The organism is Leptothoe sp. ISB3NOV94-8A, from assembly GCF_043421595.1.
Lineage (GTDB): Bacteria > Cyanobacteriota > Cyanobacteriia > Phormidesmidales > Phormidesmidaceae > Leptothoe > Leptothoe turfae.
The window spans coordinates 5,656,629-5,672,347 of sequence record NZ_JAXSQW010000001.1 but is presented as its reverse complement, the minus strand read 5'-3'; the positions used below and the strand labels follow the sequence as shown (position 1 = coordinate 5,672,347).

The window sequence follows — 15,719 nt, the reverse complement described above, 5'->3', positions numbered from 1 at the left end:
AACTTCCTCACCTACTCTTCAACTCGATAGCCAAGTTCTGCCAGGTGCGATCGCGACTGCCGCCATCGATCCTGCACTTTCACAAACACCTCTAAGTACACCTTGCCAGCAATGAGCTTTTGCATTTGCTCACGGGCAGCTGTATTAATTGTCTTCATCATCGACCCTTTTTTGCCAATGAGAATTCCTTTTTGAGACTTGCGCTCTACATAAACTGTCGCCAGCACATTGGTAATCTTAGGCGTTTCCTCAACTGTTTCAATCGTTACAGCAACAGAATGGGGAATTTCTTCACGGGTATGCAACAACACCTGCTCACGAATTAACTCGCCCATGATAAAACGCTCAGGCTGATCGGTGACTAAATCAGGTGGATAGTAATAAGGGCCAGCATCTAGTCGTTCGATCAAGCTTGATTTCAAAGCCTTCAGACCTGTCTCTGTCACCGCTGAAAATTTACACACAGGCCAGTCATTCTCATCAGCCAGTGCTTGATAACTAATATCAATCATCTGGGCCTTAGTCTCAGACTGTAAATCAGCTTTATTGATACCTAGAACAACCGGCACCTCACTACGCTTCAGCAAATCTGCAATAAACAAATCACCACGACCTAACTCGCTGGTACCATCCACCACGAACAACGTCACATCCACAGAGTTGATGGCAATGCGGGCATTTTTGACCAGCACTTTGCCCAACTCATGGTGGGGTTTGTGAATACCAGGGGTATCCACAAAAATGACCTGCGCCTCCGGCAACGTCATCACCCCACGCAGGCGATTGCGCGTCGTCTGGGCAATGGGCGAAGTAATGGCAATCTTTTGCCCCACCATCGTATTCATTAGCGTTGACTTTCCCACATTGGGACGTCCCACAATCCCAACAAATCCGGAACGAAACCCCGGTGGAGGTGTTGGGGCTCCCCCCAGATCAATGGCCATACTTATTCTATAACTCTAACTATTAACTCTTTTCCATTACCCAGTGGGCAGCAGACCACCTTACGTTTCACCCGTAATGTGAACTACAACATCTCGGTGATAACCATGGCTACGATGTTCCCACAGGTAAATTCCCTGCCAGGTACCCAACGCCAACCGACCATTTATGATAGGAATCTGCTCCGATGTATGGGTCAAGGCCGTCCGCAAATGGGCAGGCATATCATCTGGTCCCTCAGCACTGTGGTTATAGTAATTACCCTCAGGTACTAACTTGGCCAAAAAGTTTTCCATATCAACCAGCACATCCGGATCTGCATTTTCTTGGATCACCAAACTGGCTGAAGTGTGGCGTAAAAACAAACAGCAAAGCCCGGTTCTCACCCGAGATTCACGGACAGCATCTTGCACCTGCATCGTAAATCGCTGCAATGATTTAGGACGGGTTTGTAAGGTTAGCACAGTCTGATAATGCACGGACGTTGACGTGGTAGGAATCATGGTGATGCCCTCTGAAGTAAAGACTCATCATGCTTTTCAGCATAGAGCAGGACTTACAGTCACGTCCAAGTTGCAATCTGTAATTTCTTTTAAGGTACGCCAAGCATTTTGGACAAGAACAAAGCCTAGTCCAGGGTACATGGGTTTGCTACCTAACACCTAAAGTTTCCACCTATAAACGTTGTATCAATTACCGAGTAGGGAATCTTGAGCTTACAGATACCGGGTGTTTTTAAGACCTTGACATCGCATCTACCTTGAGCCTAAATGCTGCCTCCAAGCCCGATCATTGTCATTATGCAGGGAGTTGCTGCATGGAATCATTGGCGTCGCATGCAAGCACCTGACACAGAGGCACCTCAACTGAGAGAGGCACTGTTGATCCGAGCCGAGTTACCTAGGGTTAACCTCAGTCAAGTGGACGGCTGTATCAGTAATTTCTCTGGTGCTAATTTATTTCAAGCCAACCTTTCGCAGGCAATTTTCTACACCGCAAATTTATCCCAGGCCAAGTTGGATTGGGCCAGATTGACAGGCGTGGACATGCGGGAAGCTAACCTCAGGGATGCCAGCTTGATTAGAGTGGACGGACAGCACACCAATTTTGCCATGGCGGATCTACACGGTAGCAACCTCAGGGAAGCCATCTTAACCGACAGTAACTTTTGCAAAGCATCCTTAGCAGGCGTTGATGGCTGCATGGCGCAAATGAGTCAATGTAATCTGAGTCATACAGACTTGCAGAACAGCCTTTTTTATACTGCTGATCTGCAACAGGCTAACTTGCGACAAGCCAAGCTCACCTCAGCTGACTTCCGTGAAGCCAATTTAACCCAGGCAATTTTAGAAGATATCAATGCCTGTCACACCAGCTTTGCCAGGGCAATTTTAGACCGGGCAATTCTAACGGGAGCTTTGCTAGCAGACGCTAACCTGACGATGGCTAATTTAAAGCTCACCATCCTCAATAAGGCTAATCTCAGCAATGCCCAGGTACAAAATGCCGTTTTGACGGAGGCCAGTCTTGTGGGTGCAACACTCTGCCAGGCGCAGTTGCAAAATAGCAACATGGCTCAAACAGACTGCCGCAATACCCTATTTAGTGAAGCCAATCTGGAAAACGTAAATTTGCAAGGGGCTGACCTGAGTGGAGCCAATTTGAGCAAGGCTGCATTACAAGGCGGTTGCTTAAAAGATGCCAAATTGAAACATACCAACCTGAGCCACGTTGATCTACGCCATACTGATTTAACGGGTGCCGATTTAAGTCATGCTATTTTAGCTGGCACGCAATTACCCAAAGGGTATGAGCCAACCCAGTATCCCGTGAGTGAAACAGAGTCCTGTAATAGGCAGGTGGCTTAGGGTTAACTCAAATAATCACTAATTGCATTTGCGATCGCACCATTACCATCCGTGGCCAGTTTCTCGCCTGTAGGGGGTACCAGGGGTTGCTCTAAAAACGACCAGTCCCCCTTAAAGAAAGTATGGCTATCTAAAATTTGGTGATAGGCATGGCGTTGGATACCATTCATCAGCAAGGGGGCTTCGGCAAAGCCCTCACGGGGCAGCGTCACGACACCGCGATCTAGACGACAGGCTTCGGCAAAGGTGCTATATCCGGGTTTAGAAACGATGCGATCGCACACCACCATGATGTCCGCAGGTCGCAGCCCAATCTCCGCAATCTTAATCAGGTTCGGTAACTCTGGTGCATTGTGATCAAAGGTGAGAAACTGCCAATGGGGATATGCCCGTAATGCTGTCTCATAGGGAATTTGAGATAACCCTAGCCCACCAAACGTCAGCAGAATGGTGCGATCGATAGGAACCGTAATGCCAAATTTCTCTCTGATTACATTGGCTGACAGCTTAGGATTTCCCCCCGTGAGACCGACATCAGTGATGTTAGGGAAAGCGACCATATCTTCATGGAAAGGGAGACGAAAAAGGCGATCGCAATCCCCAAAGCAGTCTGCAATCGAGTCTGCAATTGCCTCAAATTCTCCTCCCCAGGGCCGATAAATAAAGTCCCAACCAAAATTCCCCATCATCCAGCAGGGTAAATTCACCGCCTTAGCCAGCTGAGTTAATAAAGGAGGAATATCCCCCATAATCAGGTCAATACCTGTGTTTCCAATAAACTCAACTTCTGGTGCCAGAATCTCATCCTGATGCTCATAAATCCATTTAAGTTTCTCCAAGGTGGCAACCTTATCCATTGTCAAGCTGTCACTTTGTAATACACCAATATCAAAACTCACCGCTCGATAGGTCACTCGCTCAGGCTGTAGATAAGATTGCAATAACCATTGGGGAGCCGTCGTTGCCAGAATAATCTCTACATCGGGTCGACTCTGTTGCAATGTTGCTGCCATGGAGGCAGCACGGGTAGCATGGCCAAACCCATGGTTAGTAACTGCGAGATAAAGCTTAGGCATAAACTTTTGTTCTTTCTATTAACATTTAACAATTCAGCCTTACACCACATATTATCTTCGTAAGTTTAGAAGACCGCCATCATCATTTTAGGCTAACTCAAGCTTGTAACTAGGGTGACCTATCCTCCTTACCCTGCAAGAATTACAGAAAGAGCATTGTGACAATTGTTTACCCCCTAGAGAACAACTAATAAAAACCTCTAAAACATTGAAGTATTAGTGAAATGTATGGATTGCCATCTCCTTAACGTTAGAAATCAATCAAGATAATAATCATCGGGGACAAAATTTAGTAACAACAGTAGAGACAAATCTGTTGACTGCTGATCGCATTCACTGTCCATCAAACCGTAATATTTGGAATCTCATGAGCAGCGCTTTTGTTGAATTGGGTAACTTGTTTGAACTTAATGAGTTTTTTGAATTTGATGAATTTGAATTGATTATAGGAACACCAGCCAGTGAGCAGCTCAATGGTACTGAAAATAACGAAGTGATTATCGGCCTTCGTGGCGCTGATACAATTAACAGCAACGGTGGTTTTGACCTACTGTTTGGCAATCGCGGCAACGACACCATTGCAGGTGGATCTGAAAGCAATTTTATCTTTGGCGGTCCTGGTAGAGACACTATTTATGCCAACGGTGGTTGGAATATCCTCATCGGTGGTCCTGGTGCTGATCGCATACATGGCAGTAACCAATCAGACTTCATCCTGGGTGGCAGCGGTAGAGATATCATTTATGCCAACGGCGGTGGAGACTTTATCGCGGCTGGTCGTGGTGCTGACAAAATTTACGGCAGCAATCAAGCTGACATCATCCTGGGTGGCAGCGGCAAAGATACGATTTACGCCAACGGTGGTGACGATCTGATTGACGGTGGTGATGGTATTGATACAATCTGGCTCAGTGGTGACGAGACTGTTGTTCTCGATGCAAACAATAGTAAGTACGACATCATCAAGAACTTTCAACTAGGTCGGACTACTTTTGTTGTTAATGACCTTGAGAACTTAAACGTTCAAGGGAGCAGTGACGGCGCTAAAATCTATCAAGGCAATAACCTACTAGCGACCGTTAGCTGGCAATCTGCCAGTGTCTTTGAAAACAACATTAACGACATCTTTGTTACTGAAATCGACGAAGTGGTTGTGTAACACAGCCATTTGGGAAGTTGCAAACAAATAAATAAAGGCTCCAGGATTGCGTTAGTGAGGTTTTGGATGCTGACATCTGATACTTTACCTAGCCAGGAGATCCTGGCTTAAGTTGATACTTCTCATACTACAAATTAGTGCTAATCATCGTCATCGAGAATCATCTTCTTGGAAGAGTCTGATTCTCGATGATAATTTCTCTTGGAATTTTGTCAAACCGTATGCGCTGACAGGAGATCCCTTAATGATAAGCATAGGCTTTATACACACATGGCTCAGCGATCCTCAGCATTGCAGCATCCATCACACCTGGATTGGGATTGCTACTTAAGGCTATAAATTCCTGACTGGTGTATGTATTTCGGATTGTATCAATTATACACTGACCAAGTTCCTCAAACTTCTGATCTGAGAATATGCCCAACTGGGTGATGCGAGCTGTTATTTCAAAAGCCATGCTAGAGGTGTCTTCTCAAGAAAGCGCGAATGATGTCTTTAAAGAAAATAGATGGCAAGCAACTCTTTAAGCTTGGATTACTAGGCCTAGGAGTAGGCATATGTAATATTGTCGCGGTGATGCCTGCTTTAGCATCTCCTGCACCTATATTTGAGCCGGTTCTTGATGAACTTACCACTTCAAACTTTGCTGTACGCCTTCCCACGTCTGTACCCACCGACGTGGAACTACATCCCTTTACTCGAAACAAACATCCTGGGTTCCATATCCTCACTGTTGGTACCTCACCTGAATGTTCAGGTGAGCGTTGTCTGGCCTTTAACATTGTGACCATCCCAGAGCCCAACACCTGGCCAACTCCAGAGGAAAATCGTTTAACGCCTCTGACACCCGTTGTCTTAGGCAACGGTATTCAAGGCTATACCGCTGAGGCCATGGGCTTTGCATCTGTGGAATGGATGCAGGATGGCACGCTCTATATATTGAACTACAGTACAGATATACTGTCATTTGAGGATGCGATCGCAATGGCCACGTCTATGGCAACTGAACCACCGGTTTCAGGAGCACAATAACCAACACTTGAGTAATACCAACTTCGAGTTCATTAAGCCTGAACCAAGTTCTTCCAGAACCAAACCGCTTTTCTGTTCTAGGCCAATGGACAATCCATAAAAACAGAAATGGTGAGGTCGTTAAACGACCTCACCACTCACAGATTTATGTAACGAGAGCCTCTATGGCCAGTTCTTACAATGAATTGGCCAGCAGTAGCTTATTACAAAACAGGTACAAACTGCTCTTTCTCAGGGACTGTAGTATACTCAGCCACAATCTGACGGAACTCATCTCCGTCAAGAGTCTCTTTCTCAATGAGAATATCGACCACGCGGTCCACAGCTGCACGATTATCTTGAACCATGCGCTTAGCATCGTCGTAGCACTGCTCAACAATGGTGCGAACTTGTTCATCGATGCGCTGAGAGACGGTTTCAGAATATTCAGAACGATTACCCCAGCTGCCGCCAAGGAAAACCTCACCCTGAGGATTCTCTAGAGCCAACGCCCCCAACTCAGCAGACATACCAAAGCGGGTAACCATTTGACGGGCCATGGACGTCACCTGTTGCAAGTCGTTCCCCGCTCCCGTGGTAACCTCAGCCTCACCAAAGATGATGTCCTCAGCGGCACGACCCCCAAGGGCACCGGTAATCCGAGCCAAAAGCTGGGCACGGGAAATCAACATCTGGTCTTCGCTGGGAGTAAACCAAGTTAAACCTTGAGCCTGGCCCCGGGGAATCAAAGTCACCTTCTGCACAGGATCATGGGCCTTAACCAGGGTGCCAATCAGTGCGTGGCCAACTTCGTGGTATGCAATCAAACGCTTGCTCTTACCGTCGACTAAAGGTGTGCCTTCCATACCGGCGATGACGCGATCAACGGCATCATCAATTTCCAGCATCGTAATGGCTTCCTTACGACGACGAGCGGTAAGAATAGCCGCCTCGTTCAGCAAGTTGGCTAAGTCAGCACCTGTGAAACCAGGTGTGCGACGTGCGATCGCATCCAAGGAAATCTCATCCGCCAGCTTCTTATTGCGGGCATGGACTTCCAGAACCGCAATACGGCCCTTAACATCAGGTGGATCAACCGATACCTGACGGTCAAAGCGACCGGGACGTAACAGCGCCGAGTCAAGTACATCGACACGGTTAGTCGCTGCAATCACGATAATGCCGCTGTTGCCCTCAAAACCGTCCATCTCGGTCAGCATTTGGTTGAGGGTTTGCTCGCGCTCATCGTTACCACCCCCGATACCAGAACCACGGGAGCGACCAACGGCGTCAATCTCATCAATAAAGATGATGCAAGGAGCATTTTCCTTCGCTTTCTTAAACAGGTCGCGAACACGAGACGCACCAACACCCACAAACATCTCTACAAATTCAGAACCAGAGATGCTGAAGAACGGCACACCCGCTTCACCAGCGATTGCTTTGGCTAGCAGCGTTTTACCAGTTCCAGGAGGGCCAACAAGCAAAACACCTTTGGGGATGCGAGCACCCACAGCTGTAAAGCGCTCAGGTTTCTTCAAGAAAGTCACCACCTCTTGCAGCTCTTCCTTGGCTTCATCAATACCTGCCACATCATCGAACATGATGCCGGTCTTGGCTTCCATCATGAAACGAGCCTTTGATTTACCAAAGTTCATGGCCTGACCGGGACCACCGCCAACGCCACCGTTGGAGCGACGGAATAGGAAAAATAAACCTGCAATTAGCAAGAACGGGAATAGCAGATTGCCCAGAATACCAACCAAAGCACCGTCGTTACGAGGTGGGTGGGAATCCAAACTGATGTCAGAGTCGCGGAGACGCTCAACGAGCTCAGGCGCACTACCGGGTAGGTCCACACGCCAGCGCATAACGCGGTTATCTAGTTGTGGATCAACCGCTTCAATAATGGCTGTTCGGCCACCATCATAGAGGTCAACCGCTGTCACTCGACCAGCATCTATATAGTCTAAAAACCGGCCGTAGGTCATACGGGTACTTGCCGTATTACGACTCATGTTTGCGGGGTCTCCGCCCATGGAACCTTGCCAGAAGAAAAACCCAATTAACAGGGCTGGCAATGTCCAGAGCAAAATGACTCTCCAAGAAAGCTTCATATCTCGGTGGCCTCGTTTTGATTAACAGTCCTAACTGCCTAAGCAGATTGAAAAGCAAGTTCTAAAGCAAGCTATAAAAACCTGTGAGTTGACTAAAAGCCTGCCAATGGCATTTTCTCAAGTCGATTAGGTTTAATTAACTACATTGTTTACTAAATGTAACGTAATTTCTCAGATACAGGCAATCCGTTACGTAGTCACTATGTTACCGGGTGATCACAAGCTAGCTGTTTAGTCGGTCTAAAACCATTAACTAGTAGCTATTGCGATCGCACGTTCCAGACGCCCCTGATCGAAACCACGCTGGTGCAAAATCACCCAGGACTCCACTAGGTCTGGTCCTTGCATATCCCCCATTAGGGCTGCTCTCAGGGATCTCATAATCAGACCTTTTTTCACCCCCAATGCCTTAGTCACCTGATTAATCAGACCTTTGGCATCACCCACCTCATTTAGGCCTGCATGGGCTTTAAGGGTATCTAAAACAGCCTGCATTGCATCCGCCACACCATCTTTTTTAAGCTGCGCTACCGCTGCCTCAGAGAACTCCATGGTCGGCATAAAGAAAAAGCGGCTCAGGTCAACACAATCTTTTAAGCGAGTCAGACTAGGCCCTGCTAAGGCAGCTAACTTGAGCAACCAGTCTTGATCAGCCTCTGTATCAAATTCATACCCCGCATCTTTTAGATAAGGAGTCATCAGTGCTAACAAACTCTCTGGGGATTTCTGATGCAGGTACTGGCTATTGATCCAGTCCAGCTTATCCCAGTCAAATTTAGCGCCAGCCTTATTGACCCGGTCAAAGCTAAACAGCTTTGCAGCCTCATCTAAGGTGAATAGCTCTTGGGCATCAGGGGCAGACCAACCCAGCAACGTCATATAGTTGGCCAGCGCTGCAGCAGTAAAGCCCATCGTCTGAAAGTCAGAAATAGAGGTGACTCCATCACGCTTGGAAAGCTTGGCACCCTTTTCATTCAAAATCAGCGGTGTGTGGGCAAACTGGGGCACGGGCATCCCCATGGCCTCGTATAGCAAGATTTGCTTCGGAGTATTGCCCACATGATCTTCACCACGAATGACGTGGGTAATGCCCATATCGGCATCATCGACCACCACTACAAAGTTATAAAGGGGCTGACCAATTTCTGTACTTGAGGAGGCGCGAGCAATCACCATGTCGCCCCCCAAATCACGACCTTTCCAATTGACGGGACCACGCACCATGTCGTTCCAGGTAATGTCACGGTCGTCATCAATTTTGAAACGAATCACCGCCTGACGTCCCTCTGCTTCAAAAGCAGCAATTTGCTCAGGGGTGAGATCGCGATGCTGATTGTTATAACGGGGTGCTTCACTACGGGCTTTTTGCCGCTCGCGCATCTCATTCAGTTCTTCGGGAGTTTCGTAGGCACGATAGGCCAGTCCTTGATCTAGCAACTCCTGAATTTTTGGCTGATAGAGACCCATGCGCTGGGTTTGATACACGGGCTCCTCATCCCAGGTCAGACCTAGCCATTGCAAGCCATCCATAATGTTCTGGGTGTACTCAGGCTTAGAACGCTCTAGATCGGTGTCTTCTACTCGCAGAATAAACGTACCGCCCTGGGCACGAGCAAAAAGCCAGTTAAAAACTGCGGTTCTGGCTGTCCCAATGTGGAGATTGCCAGTGGGACTCGGAGCAATCCGAACGCGAACAGACATGGTTGATAGTGCCAAAAACGAAACAGCTAGGTCTATCAGCGTACTATATGGCAGCCTGTAGAGGTTGCACCGTTTACAGCAGTGATCTGTGCCTGGTTATTGGGTGCTGTAGCTCCTCCTAGCATTACTTTTAGAGGTGGTATTTTGGGCACACTGGTGCGTGCAGAGCTATTACACCTAAGGGATATGGAATGCCTGTCCCTTGGTGATCTCAGCATTGGCGGAGCAGGGGTCTTTGATGTCATTGCACTATATGGTTTATTTGCACGACTACTCACTTAGACTGCTTAAAGATCCCGCAAAGTTGTCTGAGAAAGAACACCAAGTTGGAACAATGATAGTGTCAATAATTCTCTAAGAATTAGACCGATTTATATTGATATTTAGGGCCAAGCTTTATGCTGAGTGAAAAGATTCAAGATGCAGCTATACGAGCAAGCATCGCCGATGACTGCGCTAAATTAATTGATAAGCAAGTAGCTGCTAAAGGTGGCCTCACTGGCATGGCCATGAAAACTGCCTACGGTGTGATCAAAGGAGTTGGCGCAGGTTACATCCCTGGTGCCATTAATCGACTACTCCCCGATGCATGCAAAGCCCTTGAACCTATTTGGCAAGAAGGTGCAGCAGCGGGTGACCCAGTCAAATACCTCAGTGAAAATAGCGATCGCACCGCTGACAGCATCTTAAGTGTGACCGATGCCCGTATTCAAAACACCAGCAATGGCGTCGTTAGCGGAACGTATAAAAAACTACGTAAATCCGTTAAGAATGACGTAGAAGCTGCCGTTCCTGACCTGGCGCAAATCATCTACAGCCACGCCGCTTAACACGGACTCAAAATCCCATCCCTGCGTAGGGGCAGCACCTTATGCCTGCCCCTTTGTCCTAATAAATAGGATTTGGTATTACCAAACTCGCCAGTCTTCCCAATCAAGGTTGAAGATAGACGTATCAGGAAAAGCGGTAGGATTGCCACGTTCTTGCAACCGTTGCTGTAGCTCCAAAAGCTCAGGCTCAAATCGAGGTAAATCATCCACCAAGCTATAGGGCAACAGTTGATTCTCCAGCGCATAGTCAATGGTTGCACCAGCAGCGATGCCCACCGACCACTCAAACGAATGAACACGATAGGCGGCAGCAGCAATCGTACTGGTGGCAATACTCTTCCCCGCAACCAGCATGTTGTCGATCTCCTGGGGAATCAGCGCCCGCAGGGGAATCTGACCAGGATAACTCTGCCCATGGGCTCGCCGTACACCAGCCCGTTCAGTATTGCCTGGCAGCTCAGGCGGTGCTAACTCCATACAAGGATGAAAGTCGATGGCATACTGAGCAATGCCCAATGAATCTGGAAAGATAGTGGAACGGGTGCGGCGAGGGATATCTGTTGCAGCCTTATTCTCTCCGATAGCGGCAGCGGTTTCTAAACCAGCCAATGCCCGGCGCAATTGTAGATACATACCATCGGGTAACTGAGTCTGGTAATACTCATCGCTATAGTCCACACGGGAAATGTCAATCTCATTGATCATGAATCCCTCCGGATGACCATAAGCAGGTCGCCCTATAATTCGACGACCCTCGCGGATATAGGGATGCTTGGATAAGCCGTGGGCTGTATTCATAGGGGCATCAAAACCGGTGAGAAATCGATGACGAAGATCCACACTTTTAATGCCATAGCCCAGCTGAGAATCTGACAATCCACCAATCAACCAGTGGTAATAGCTGAAGGCATTTTCTTCACCCCGGCGCAGAGTATCTACACGCAACCCACCTAGCCAACCGCCAGGTTCTAGCTGGCCTGTAGCGTCCAGCTGCTCATGGGAATAGATCAGGTTGTCTACGAATGTACCTGGTCGGTAGTCATTGCCCCAGGTCCAATTTTGCATGGAGATATCGCCGGGCTTAATATCACTAACTCCAAAAATACGGCGCTCGGGTCGGTTACCCGGTGCCCATAGCCGCCGATAAGTAAAGACAAAATCAATGTAGTTGGTGTTGTCGCGCTCGCGTTCAAAGCTGAAATATGGAGCGTAAATGTCGTAATACTCTGGTCGTTCCTGCACTTGGGCCTCTTCAGTCCGCTCCATTGCGAACGTATAGGTAAACCCCTGGGTGCAGTAGGCATCGCCCGTCAAGGTGGGCGAAGACGGGTTGAGATAGGACTTTGGATCTAGACCTAAACGATAGGGCACCCCCGACAGTGCAATCAATTCGCCCGTTTCGGTGGCCTCAACCACGTACCAATCAGCAGGTCCTTCATTGCCAGTAGGCTGAAAGCGAATAATGTTTTTGCTTAAACGCTCTGAATCTTCATAGCGATAGACATCTTCGTAGAAGGCAGATAACGGCTCGGTATTGAGGGGAGGTGTACCCGGTGCTGGGCTGTGTTGGATTGCGATCGCACTTTCAATCATGGAGCCATCAATATCCAACTCCTTCACCACTGTTGAAGGAAACCACTTCAGGGTTCCATCCCCCTCACGAGCTGCCTCATTCAACATGTCCACCAAAATATCGTGGGCATCAGCGGGCAAAAAACAAACTGCACTAACCCAGCAGTCCCCTGGATTCTGGCGACCATAGAGATCCAGCACCCGTTGCCGCAGGTCTTTATAACCTGACGCATAAAACAAAAGTTGACGCTGCATTCTAGCTTCATCTAAGGCCGTTGTTCCTTGAGATGTCAGCTGCCCCCCTAACCAGTCAGTCATCTCTGTCAGGCAAACTGTTCGTCCAGCGTGCAAACTCTCGTAGGCGGTAGACACCCCCGCAAGGCCACCACCAACCACCAAGACATCACAGCTTTCAGTTTGCTCAATACGATTGGGCTGGGCTGCCAACGGGCTAGCCAGGAGGAGTAAGAGACCAATGGCCGAGAAGAGGCGCTGACCAAAAGAGCTTAAAAGCAAGCTAGCAGAAATTCGCATATAGGTCTTTCCTTAGTCACTGACATTACTGCGCCCAACACTATATCCGAGCACTAAACCCAATAAATTGAGAATTCATGGCCGATACAGACAGAAGCAGTAGGATACACATCAGCTACCACAGTAAACAATTAAATCAATTTCAACATCGCCATACCCGGCCAGAGCGGTTATTCCCACAGTGGTTCGACTGGGTAACCGCGCCTGGTCAAAGTAAGACGCATAGACTTGATTAACAATCTCGTAGTAGCGAAAGTCCGTGACAAAAATTCGAACCATCACAACATTTTGAAAGCTTGTACCCGCATGGGTTAACACCCGTTTCAGGTTTTCCATCACCTGCCGCGTTTGCGCTTCAACATCCAGCTTTAAGACTTCACCAGACTCAGGATCTTCAGATAACTGCCCTGTCACGAAGAGAAAATCTCCAGCCTTTACAGCATGGGAGTAAGGAGCAACTGGAGGTAGTGCATCAGGCAAGGTAATAAATTCAAGCATGGTAGATCAGCCACGGTAGTTGGTGCTGATCTATTTGCTCATTGAAAGAGAATTGGGTATTCAAACAACCTACTTCATTAAAGAATTGCGCTCACGCCGCCCCTGCTGTGCTTAAAAGCAACCACATGTCAGCAGACTTGAGGCACCGAATTCCCCATACAGGTCACTACAATCGTCCCTAAACCCTAGAAATATAGAACATTGGATCAAGCAGCCGTTAGCCAGCTCAATCGCAGACATAGCCAGGAAATTCACACCTAAAATCAACCTGAAATATGATCATTTAAACGAGATTTATGATACATTTGTATTAGTTGATGAGGCATATGTTCTATTAGTTCCTCGTCCTCTTCTGCAATATGAACGATTTAGATATGGAACTTCAGACGATTCGGCAGAAGCTACAAACCCTGAAAGCATCTCCTCCCGAAACAATGGCAGCTCCTTGGAGCCCGTCACGATTGACTGCGCCTTCCCCTAATTTAGCCCAGGTGACCACGGCAATTGAGACCCTACGGCAACGCTCAGGTCAAACACTGTCATCGTCTCCAGTTCCTGGTTCTAGTTTGCAGCAGTTTGATGCTGCGCTTGGTGCCGTTGAGCAGCTGGCACAGCAGCAACGACAAGCCTTGCGACGATTACAGTCCGTAGGTGATAGCCTGATTCAACACATCCAACCGGGTACATCGCCAGATATTGATGACATCACTCGCTTTTTAGCAGAATGCCAGGCCATTCAGATCCCCACTGTTCAACGTGATGCCGATGGATATTTAGAATTGATCTATCATACGGTCGATTTTCACCAGGCTGAGCACGACGCTACGTCAAATGCACAAACCTTAAGGTTGCGATCGCAGTCACTATTCAAACACCCGCTCCATCAAGAACAAGGGCGTTCTAATGATTTTGACGATCAGTATGATCGCAAAACCAATGGCACAGGCTTTGTGAGCGACCTCAGGCGTGTTTATCAGCAACTGTCTGGATCTATCCAACGATGGACACGCCGCTATCTACACTCTAGACAACAAACACGGGTTTCACAATTTACCCTCCTAGACAGTGCAATTTGGTGCATTGGTGCAGCCATTTTCCGGCTGATTCTAAATCAACTGTTTCAAATTAACCCAGCACTATGGCCGCCAGTAGCATTTATTCTCATTGCTGGCATTATCCTCAGTCTTTACAGAGCTATTCTTAGCCCCCGCCCCGATCCAGTATTAGGGTATCGCACACTTATGATCATCCTCGGTTTGCTGGTCGGCGGTCGTTTTGCCTAACCCCAACAACCACAATCACTACAACAGATATCAGAGCTTTTATACATTTTCACTAAAAGCAGTGCAGTTAGTTTTGTCATGCAGTTTCTTTCCTACTCATTTCATTCTTTCCCAAGAGGTCTCCCATGGTTTACCCCAACAATGTTCCCCATCGCCCTCGGTCACAAAGTCTAGGTCCCAAACCTCTAGTGGCAGCTAGTCTAGCCATGATTCTTACAGCTTTACTGATCGATTTTAATGGCATCAAAAACTTTTTTACATCCGCTAGTACAGCTAGCCAACAAGCCCATTGTAATGATGTAGTAAGTGATGACGCCAAACTATCTCGAGAACAGTTAGCCCAACTCCTCACCATCCCAGAACGAGATGCCAAAGAGAGAGTTCGACAAGTCGTCAGCGAACCCTATTGTGCATTACCCACACTCAAAGTCCGATCTGGGGTGGATGCGGAACGAGAAGCCTATCCCCTTGCATTTGATCCTGGTACAACCCTTGTGATTCTCTACGAAAATAATGAGTATGCAGGTTATCGTTTCAGCTTTGAGTAGGTCTCAGCACAGGCTTTGGATTATATTCTTTGGCTTATTGCTAAGTAGTTGTCAATCCCAAGCAATACCCCCCAAACGAGTCATTAATATCCAACAACAATGGGAGCTGGAACCCGGCGATAAAATTGCAGACCATCTTGTCGTTGGCAGTTTAGGCGATATTTCCATTCAGCTTAAGCATCAACCCTTAAGAGCACCGTTTCCAGGCAAAGTAGAACCCAGCACATTCGAACAGTGCGTAATTTATTCCACCCCTGAAGTTCCAGCTTACCTGTTTCGATTTTGTGGTTTGCAAAGGCCCAGACTTGGCAACATTAAAGCCGGGCAAACCATGGGTGGAGGACGTCACATACAATTTGCCACATTACGCCGTCAGCCCGATGGCACTTGGATTATTGTTGAACCCTCGACCGGAGTTTTAGAACGAGCCATTTCCCAACATAATCCTGGCAGATCTCCCACTAAAGATGAGACAAATCAGGATCAAGTCCAATCACCTCAGACACCAAAAGGAAAAAAATCTGTTAACTAACAAATGTTTCCTGGCAACCTCTCTCACCTTGTGTTTCCGCCTTCGGAG

At 47.7% G+C, this 15,719-nt stretch carries 16 protein-coding genes; 8 read left to right on the top strand and 8 right to left on the bottom strand.

Features of this window, described 5'->3' with window-relative positions; all coding sequences use genetic code 11:
- Nucleotides 1-11 precede the first annotated feature (11 nt).
- Both era and SPB21_RS24315 read right to left on the bottom strand, forming a co-directional pair.
- Nucleotides 12-944: a GTPase Era gene (era, locus tag SPB21_RS24320; protein ID WP_499867892.1), complete on the bottom strand. Its 933-nt coding sequence runs from the start codon at nt 942-944 to the stop codon at nt 12-14.
- 60 nt (nt 945-1,004) lie between these two features.
- Nucleotides 1,005-1,445: a secondary thiamine-phosphate synthase enzyme YjbQ gene (locus SPB21_RS24315; RefSeq protein WP_163696428.1), complete on the bottom strand. Its 441-nt coding sequence runs from the start codon at nt 1,443-1,445 to the stop codon at nt 1,005-1,007.
- 267 nt (nt 1,446-1,712) lie between these two features.
- On the opposite strand from SPB21_RS24315, the gene SPB21_RS24310 reads away from it, so the two are divergent.
- Nucleotides 1,713-2,810 carry a pentapeptide repeat-containing protein gene (locus SPB21_RS24310; RefSeq protein WP_499867891.1) on the top strand — a complete coding sequence of 366 codons (1,098 nt, stop codon included), beginning with the start codon at nt 1,713-1,715 and terminating at the stop codon, nt 2,808-2,810.
- 2 nt (nt 2,811-2,812) lie between these two features.
- Here the strand turns inward: SPB21_RS24310 and SPB21_RS24305 are convergent, their stop codons facing one another.
- Nucleotides 2,813-3,886 (bottom strand): glycosyl transferase, encoded by a 1,074-nt coding sequence (locus SPB21_RS24305; RefSeq protein ID WP_499867890.1) that lies wholly within the window; start codon nt 3,884-3,886, stop codon nt 2,813-2,815.
- Between the two features lie 367 nt (nt 3,887-4,253).
- Here SPB21_RS24305 and SPB21_RS24300 point away from each other — a divergent pair, with 367 nt between their 5' ends.
- Entirely contained in the window at nt 4,254-5,045 is a 792-nt protein-coding gene (locus tag SPB21_RS24300) for a calcium-binding protein (protein ID WP_163659139.1), read from the top strand.
- Nucleotides 5,046-5,286: 241 nt separating this feature from the next.
- On the opposite strand, the gene SPB21_RS24295 is transcribed toward SPB21_RS24300, so the two are convergent.
- A complete protein-coding gene (locus SPB21_RS24295) occupies nt 5,287-5,502 on the bottom strand; it encodes a hypothetical protein (protein WP_163659138.1) in 216 nt (71 codons plus the stop codon).
- A gap of 29 nt (nt 5,503-5,531) precedes the next feature.
- Here SPB21_RS24295 and SPB21_RS24290 point away from each other — a divergent pair, with 29 nt between their 5' ends.
- A complete protein-coding gene (locus SPB21_RS24290) occupies nt 5,532-6,077 on the top strand; it encodes a hypothetical protein (protein ID WP_163659137.1) in 546 nt (181 codons plus the stop codon).
- A 203-nt stretch (nt 6,078-6,280) separates the two neighbouring features.
- Here the strand turns inward: SPB21_RS24290 and ftsH2 are convergent, their stop codons facing one another.
- Both ftsH2 and gltX read right to left on the bottom strand, forming a co-directional pair.
- Nucleotides 6,281-8,173 (bottom strand): ATP-dependent zinc metalloprotease FtsH2, encoded by a 1,893-nt coding sequence (gene ftsH2 / locus SPB21_RS24285; RefSeq protein WP_163659136.1) that lies wholly within the window; start codon nt 8,171-8,173, stop codon nt 6,281-6,283.
- A gap of 249 nt (nt 8,174-8,422) precedes the next feature.
- Nucleotides 8,423-9,874 carry a glutamate--tRNA ligase gene (gene gltX / locus SPB21_RS24280; protein ID WP_499059670.1) on the bottom strand — a complete coding sequence of 484 codons (1,452 nt, stop codon included), beginning with the start codon at nt 9,872-9,874 and terminating at the stop codon, nt 8,423-8,425.
- A 45-nt stretch (nt 9,875-9,919) separates the two neighbouring features.
- On the opposite strand from gltX, the gene SPB21_RS24275 reads away from it, so the two are divergent.
- Together SPB21_RS24275 and SPB21_RS24270 are read left to right on the top strand one after the other, a co-directional pair.
- The gene (locus SPB21_RS24275) at nt 9,920-10,156 is read left to right on the top strand and encodes a DUF1614 domain-containing protein (protein WP_499059745.1); all 237 of its coding nucleotides are present in this window, start codon (nt 9,920-9,922) and stop codon (nt 10,154-10,156) included.
- A gap of 116 nt (nt 10,157-10,272) precedes the next feature.
- Complete coding sequence (locus SPB21_RS24270) at nt 10,273-10,704, top strand: DUF6918 family protein (protein WP_163659134.1); 432 nt, start codon at nt 10,273-10,275, stop codon at nt 10,702-10,704.
- Between the two features lie 78 nt (nt 10,705-10,782).
- Here SPB21_RS24270 and SPB21_RS24265 read toward each other — a convergent pair whose 3' ends face one another.
- Both SPB21_RS24265 and SPB21_RS24260 read right to left on the bottom strand, forming a co-directional pair.
- Nucleotides 10,783-12,810: an FAD-dependent oxidoreductase gene (locus SPB21_RS24265; protein WP_499867889.1), complete on the bottom strand. Its 2,028-nt coding sequence runs from the start codon at nt 12,808-12,810 to the stop codon at nt 10,783-10,785.
- Between the two features lie 111 nt (nt 12,811-12,921).
- Nucleotides 12,922-13,308, bottom strand: a complete 387-nt coding sequence (locus SPB21_RS24260) for a RidA family protein (RefSeq protein WP_163659132.1) — start codon at nt 13,306-13,308, stop codon at nt 12,922-12,924.
- Between the two features lie 359 nt (nt 13,309-13,667).
- On the opposite strand from SPB21_RS24260, the gene SPB21_RS24255 reads away from it, so the two are divergent.
- The 3 genes from SPB21_RS24255 (at nt 13,668) to SPB21_RS24245 (ending at nt 15,671) form a co-directional block, all read left to right on the top strand.
- Complete coding sequence (locus SPB21_RS24255; protein ID WP_499867888.1) at nt 13,668-14,591, top strand: hypothetical protein; 924 nt, start codon at nt 13,668-13,670, stop codon at nt 14,589-14,591.
- Between the two features lie 125 nt (nt 14,592-14,716).
- Nucleotides 14,717-15,139 carry a hypothetical protein gene (locus SPB21_RS24250; protein WP_163699559.1) on the top strand — a complete coding sequence of 141 codons (423 nt, stop codon included), beginning with the start codon at nt 14,717-14,719 and terminating at the stop codon, nt 15,137-15,139.
- On the top strand, nt 15,105-15,671 hold the full coding sequence (locus SPB21_RS24245) for a hypothetical protein (RefSeq protein ID WP_499867887.1): 567 nt from the start codon (nt 15,105-15,107) through the stop codon (nt 15,669-15,671). Before SPB21_RS24250 ends, SPB21_RS24245 begins: the two co-directional genes overlap by 35 nt.
- Nucleotides 15,672-15,719: the final 48 nt, after the last annotated feature.

Bases quoted from the DNA above. Each gene is read 5' to 3' on its own strand.
- SPB21_RS24290 (WP_163659137.1), top strand. From the start codon at position 5,532: ATGATGTCTTTAAAGAAAATAGATGGCAAGCAACTCTTTAAGCTTGGA.
- SPB21_RS24315 (WP_163696428.1), bottom strand. From the start codon at position 1,445: ATGATTCCTACCACGTCAACGTCCGTGCATTATCAGACTGTGCTAACC.
- SPB21_RS24245 (WP_499867887.1), top strand. From the start codon at position 15,105: ATGAGTATGCAGGTTATCGTTTCAGCTTTGAGTAGGTCTCAGCACAGG.
- SPB21_RS24255 (WP_499867888.1), top strand. From the start codon at position 13,668: ATGAACGATTTAGATATGGAACTTCAGACGATTCGGCAGAAGCTACAA.
- SPB21_RS24250 (WP_163699559.1), top strand. From the start codon at position 14,717: ATGGTTTACCCCAACAATGTTCCCCATCGCCCTCGGTCACAAAGTCTA.
- SPB21_RS24260 (WP_163659132.1), bottom strand. From the start codon at position 13,308: ATGCTTGAATTTATTACCTTGCCTGATGCACTACCTCCAGTTGCTCCT.
- SPB21_RS24310 (WP_499867891.1), top strand. From the start codon at position 1,713: ATGCTGCCTCCAAGCCCGATCATTGTCATTATGCAGGGAGTTGCTGCA.
- SPB21_RS24295 (WP_163659138.1), bottom strand. From the start codon at position 5,502: ATGGCTTTTGAAATAACAGCTCGCATCACCCAGTTGGGCATATTCTCA.
- SPB21_RS24270 (WP_163659134.1), top strand. From the start codon at position 10,273: ATGCTGAGTGAAAAGATTCAAGATGCAGCTATACGAGCAAGCATCGCC.
- SPB21_RS24300 (WP_163659139.1), top strand. From the start codon at position 4,254: ATGAGCAGCGCTTTTGTTGAATTGGGTAACTTGTTTGAACTTAATGAG.
- ftsH2 (WP_163659136.1), bottom strand. From the start codon at position 8,173: ATGAAGCTTTCTTGGAGAGTCATTTTGCTCTGGACATTGCCAGCCCTG.
- era (WP_499867892.1), bottom strand. From the start codon at position 944: ATGGCCATTGATCTGGGGGGAGCCCCAACACCTCCACCGGGGTTTCGT.
- gltX (WP_499059670.1), bottom strand. From the start codon at position 9,874: ATGTCTGTTCGCGTTCGGATTGCTCCGAGTCCCACTGGCAATCTCCAC.
- SPB21_RS24305 (WP_499867890.1), bottom strand. From the start codon at position 3,886: ATGCCTAAGCTTTATCTCGCAGTTACTAACCATGGGTTTGGCCATGCT.
- SPB21_RS24265 (WP_499867889.1), bottom strand. From the start codon at position 12,810: ATGCGAATTTCTGCTAGCTTGCTTTTAAGCTCTTTTGGTCAGCGCCTC.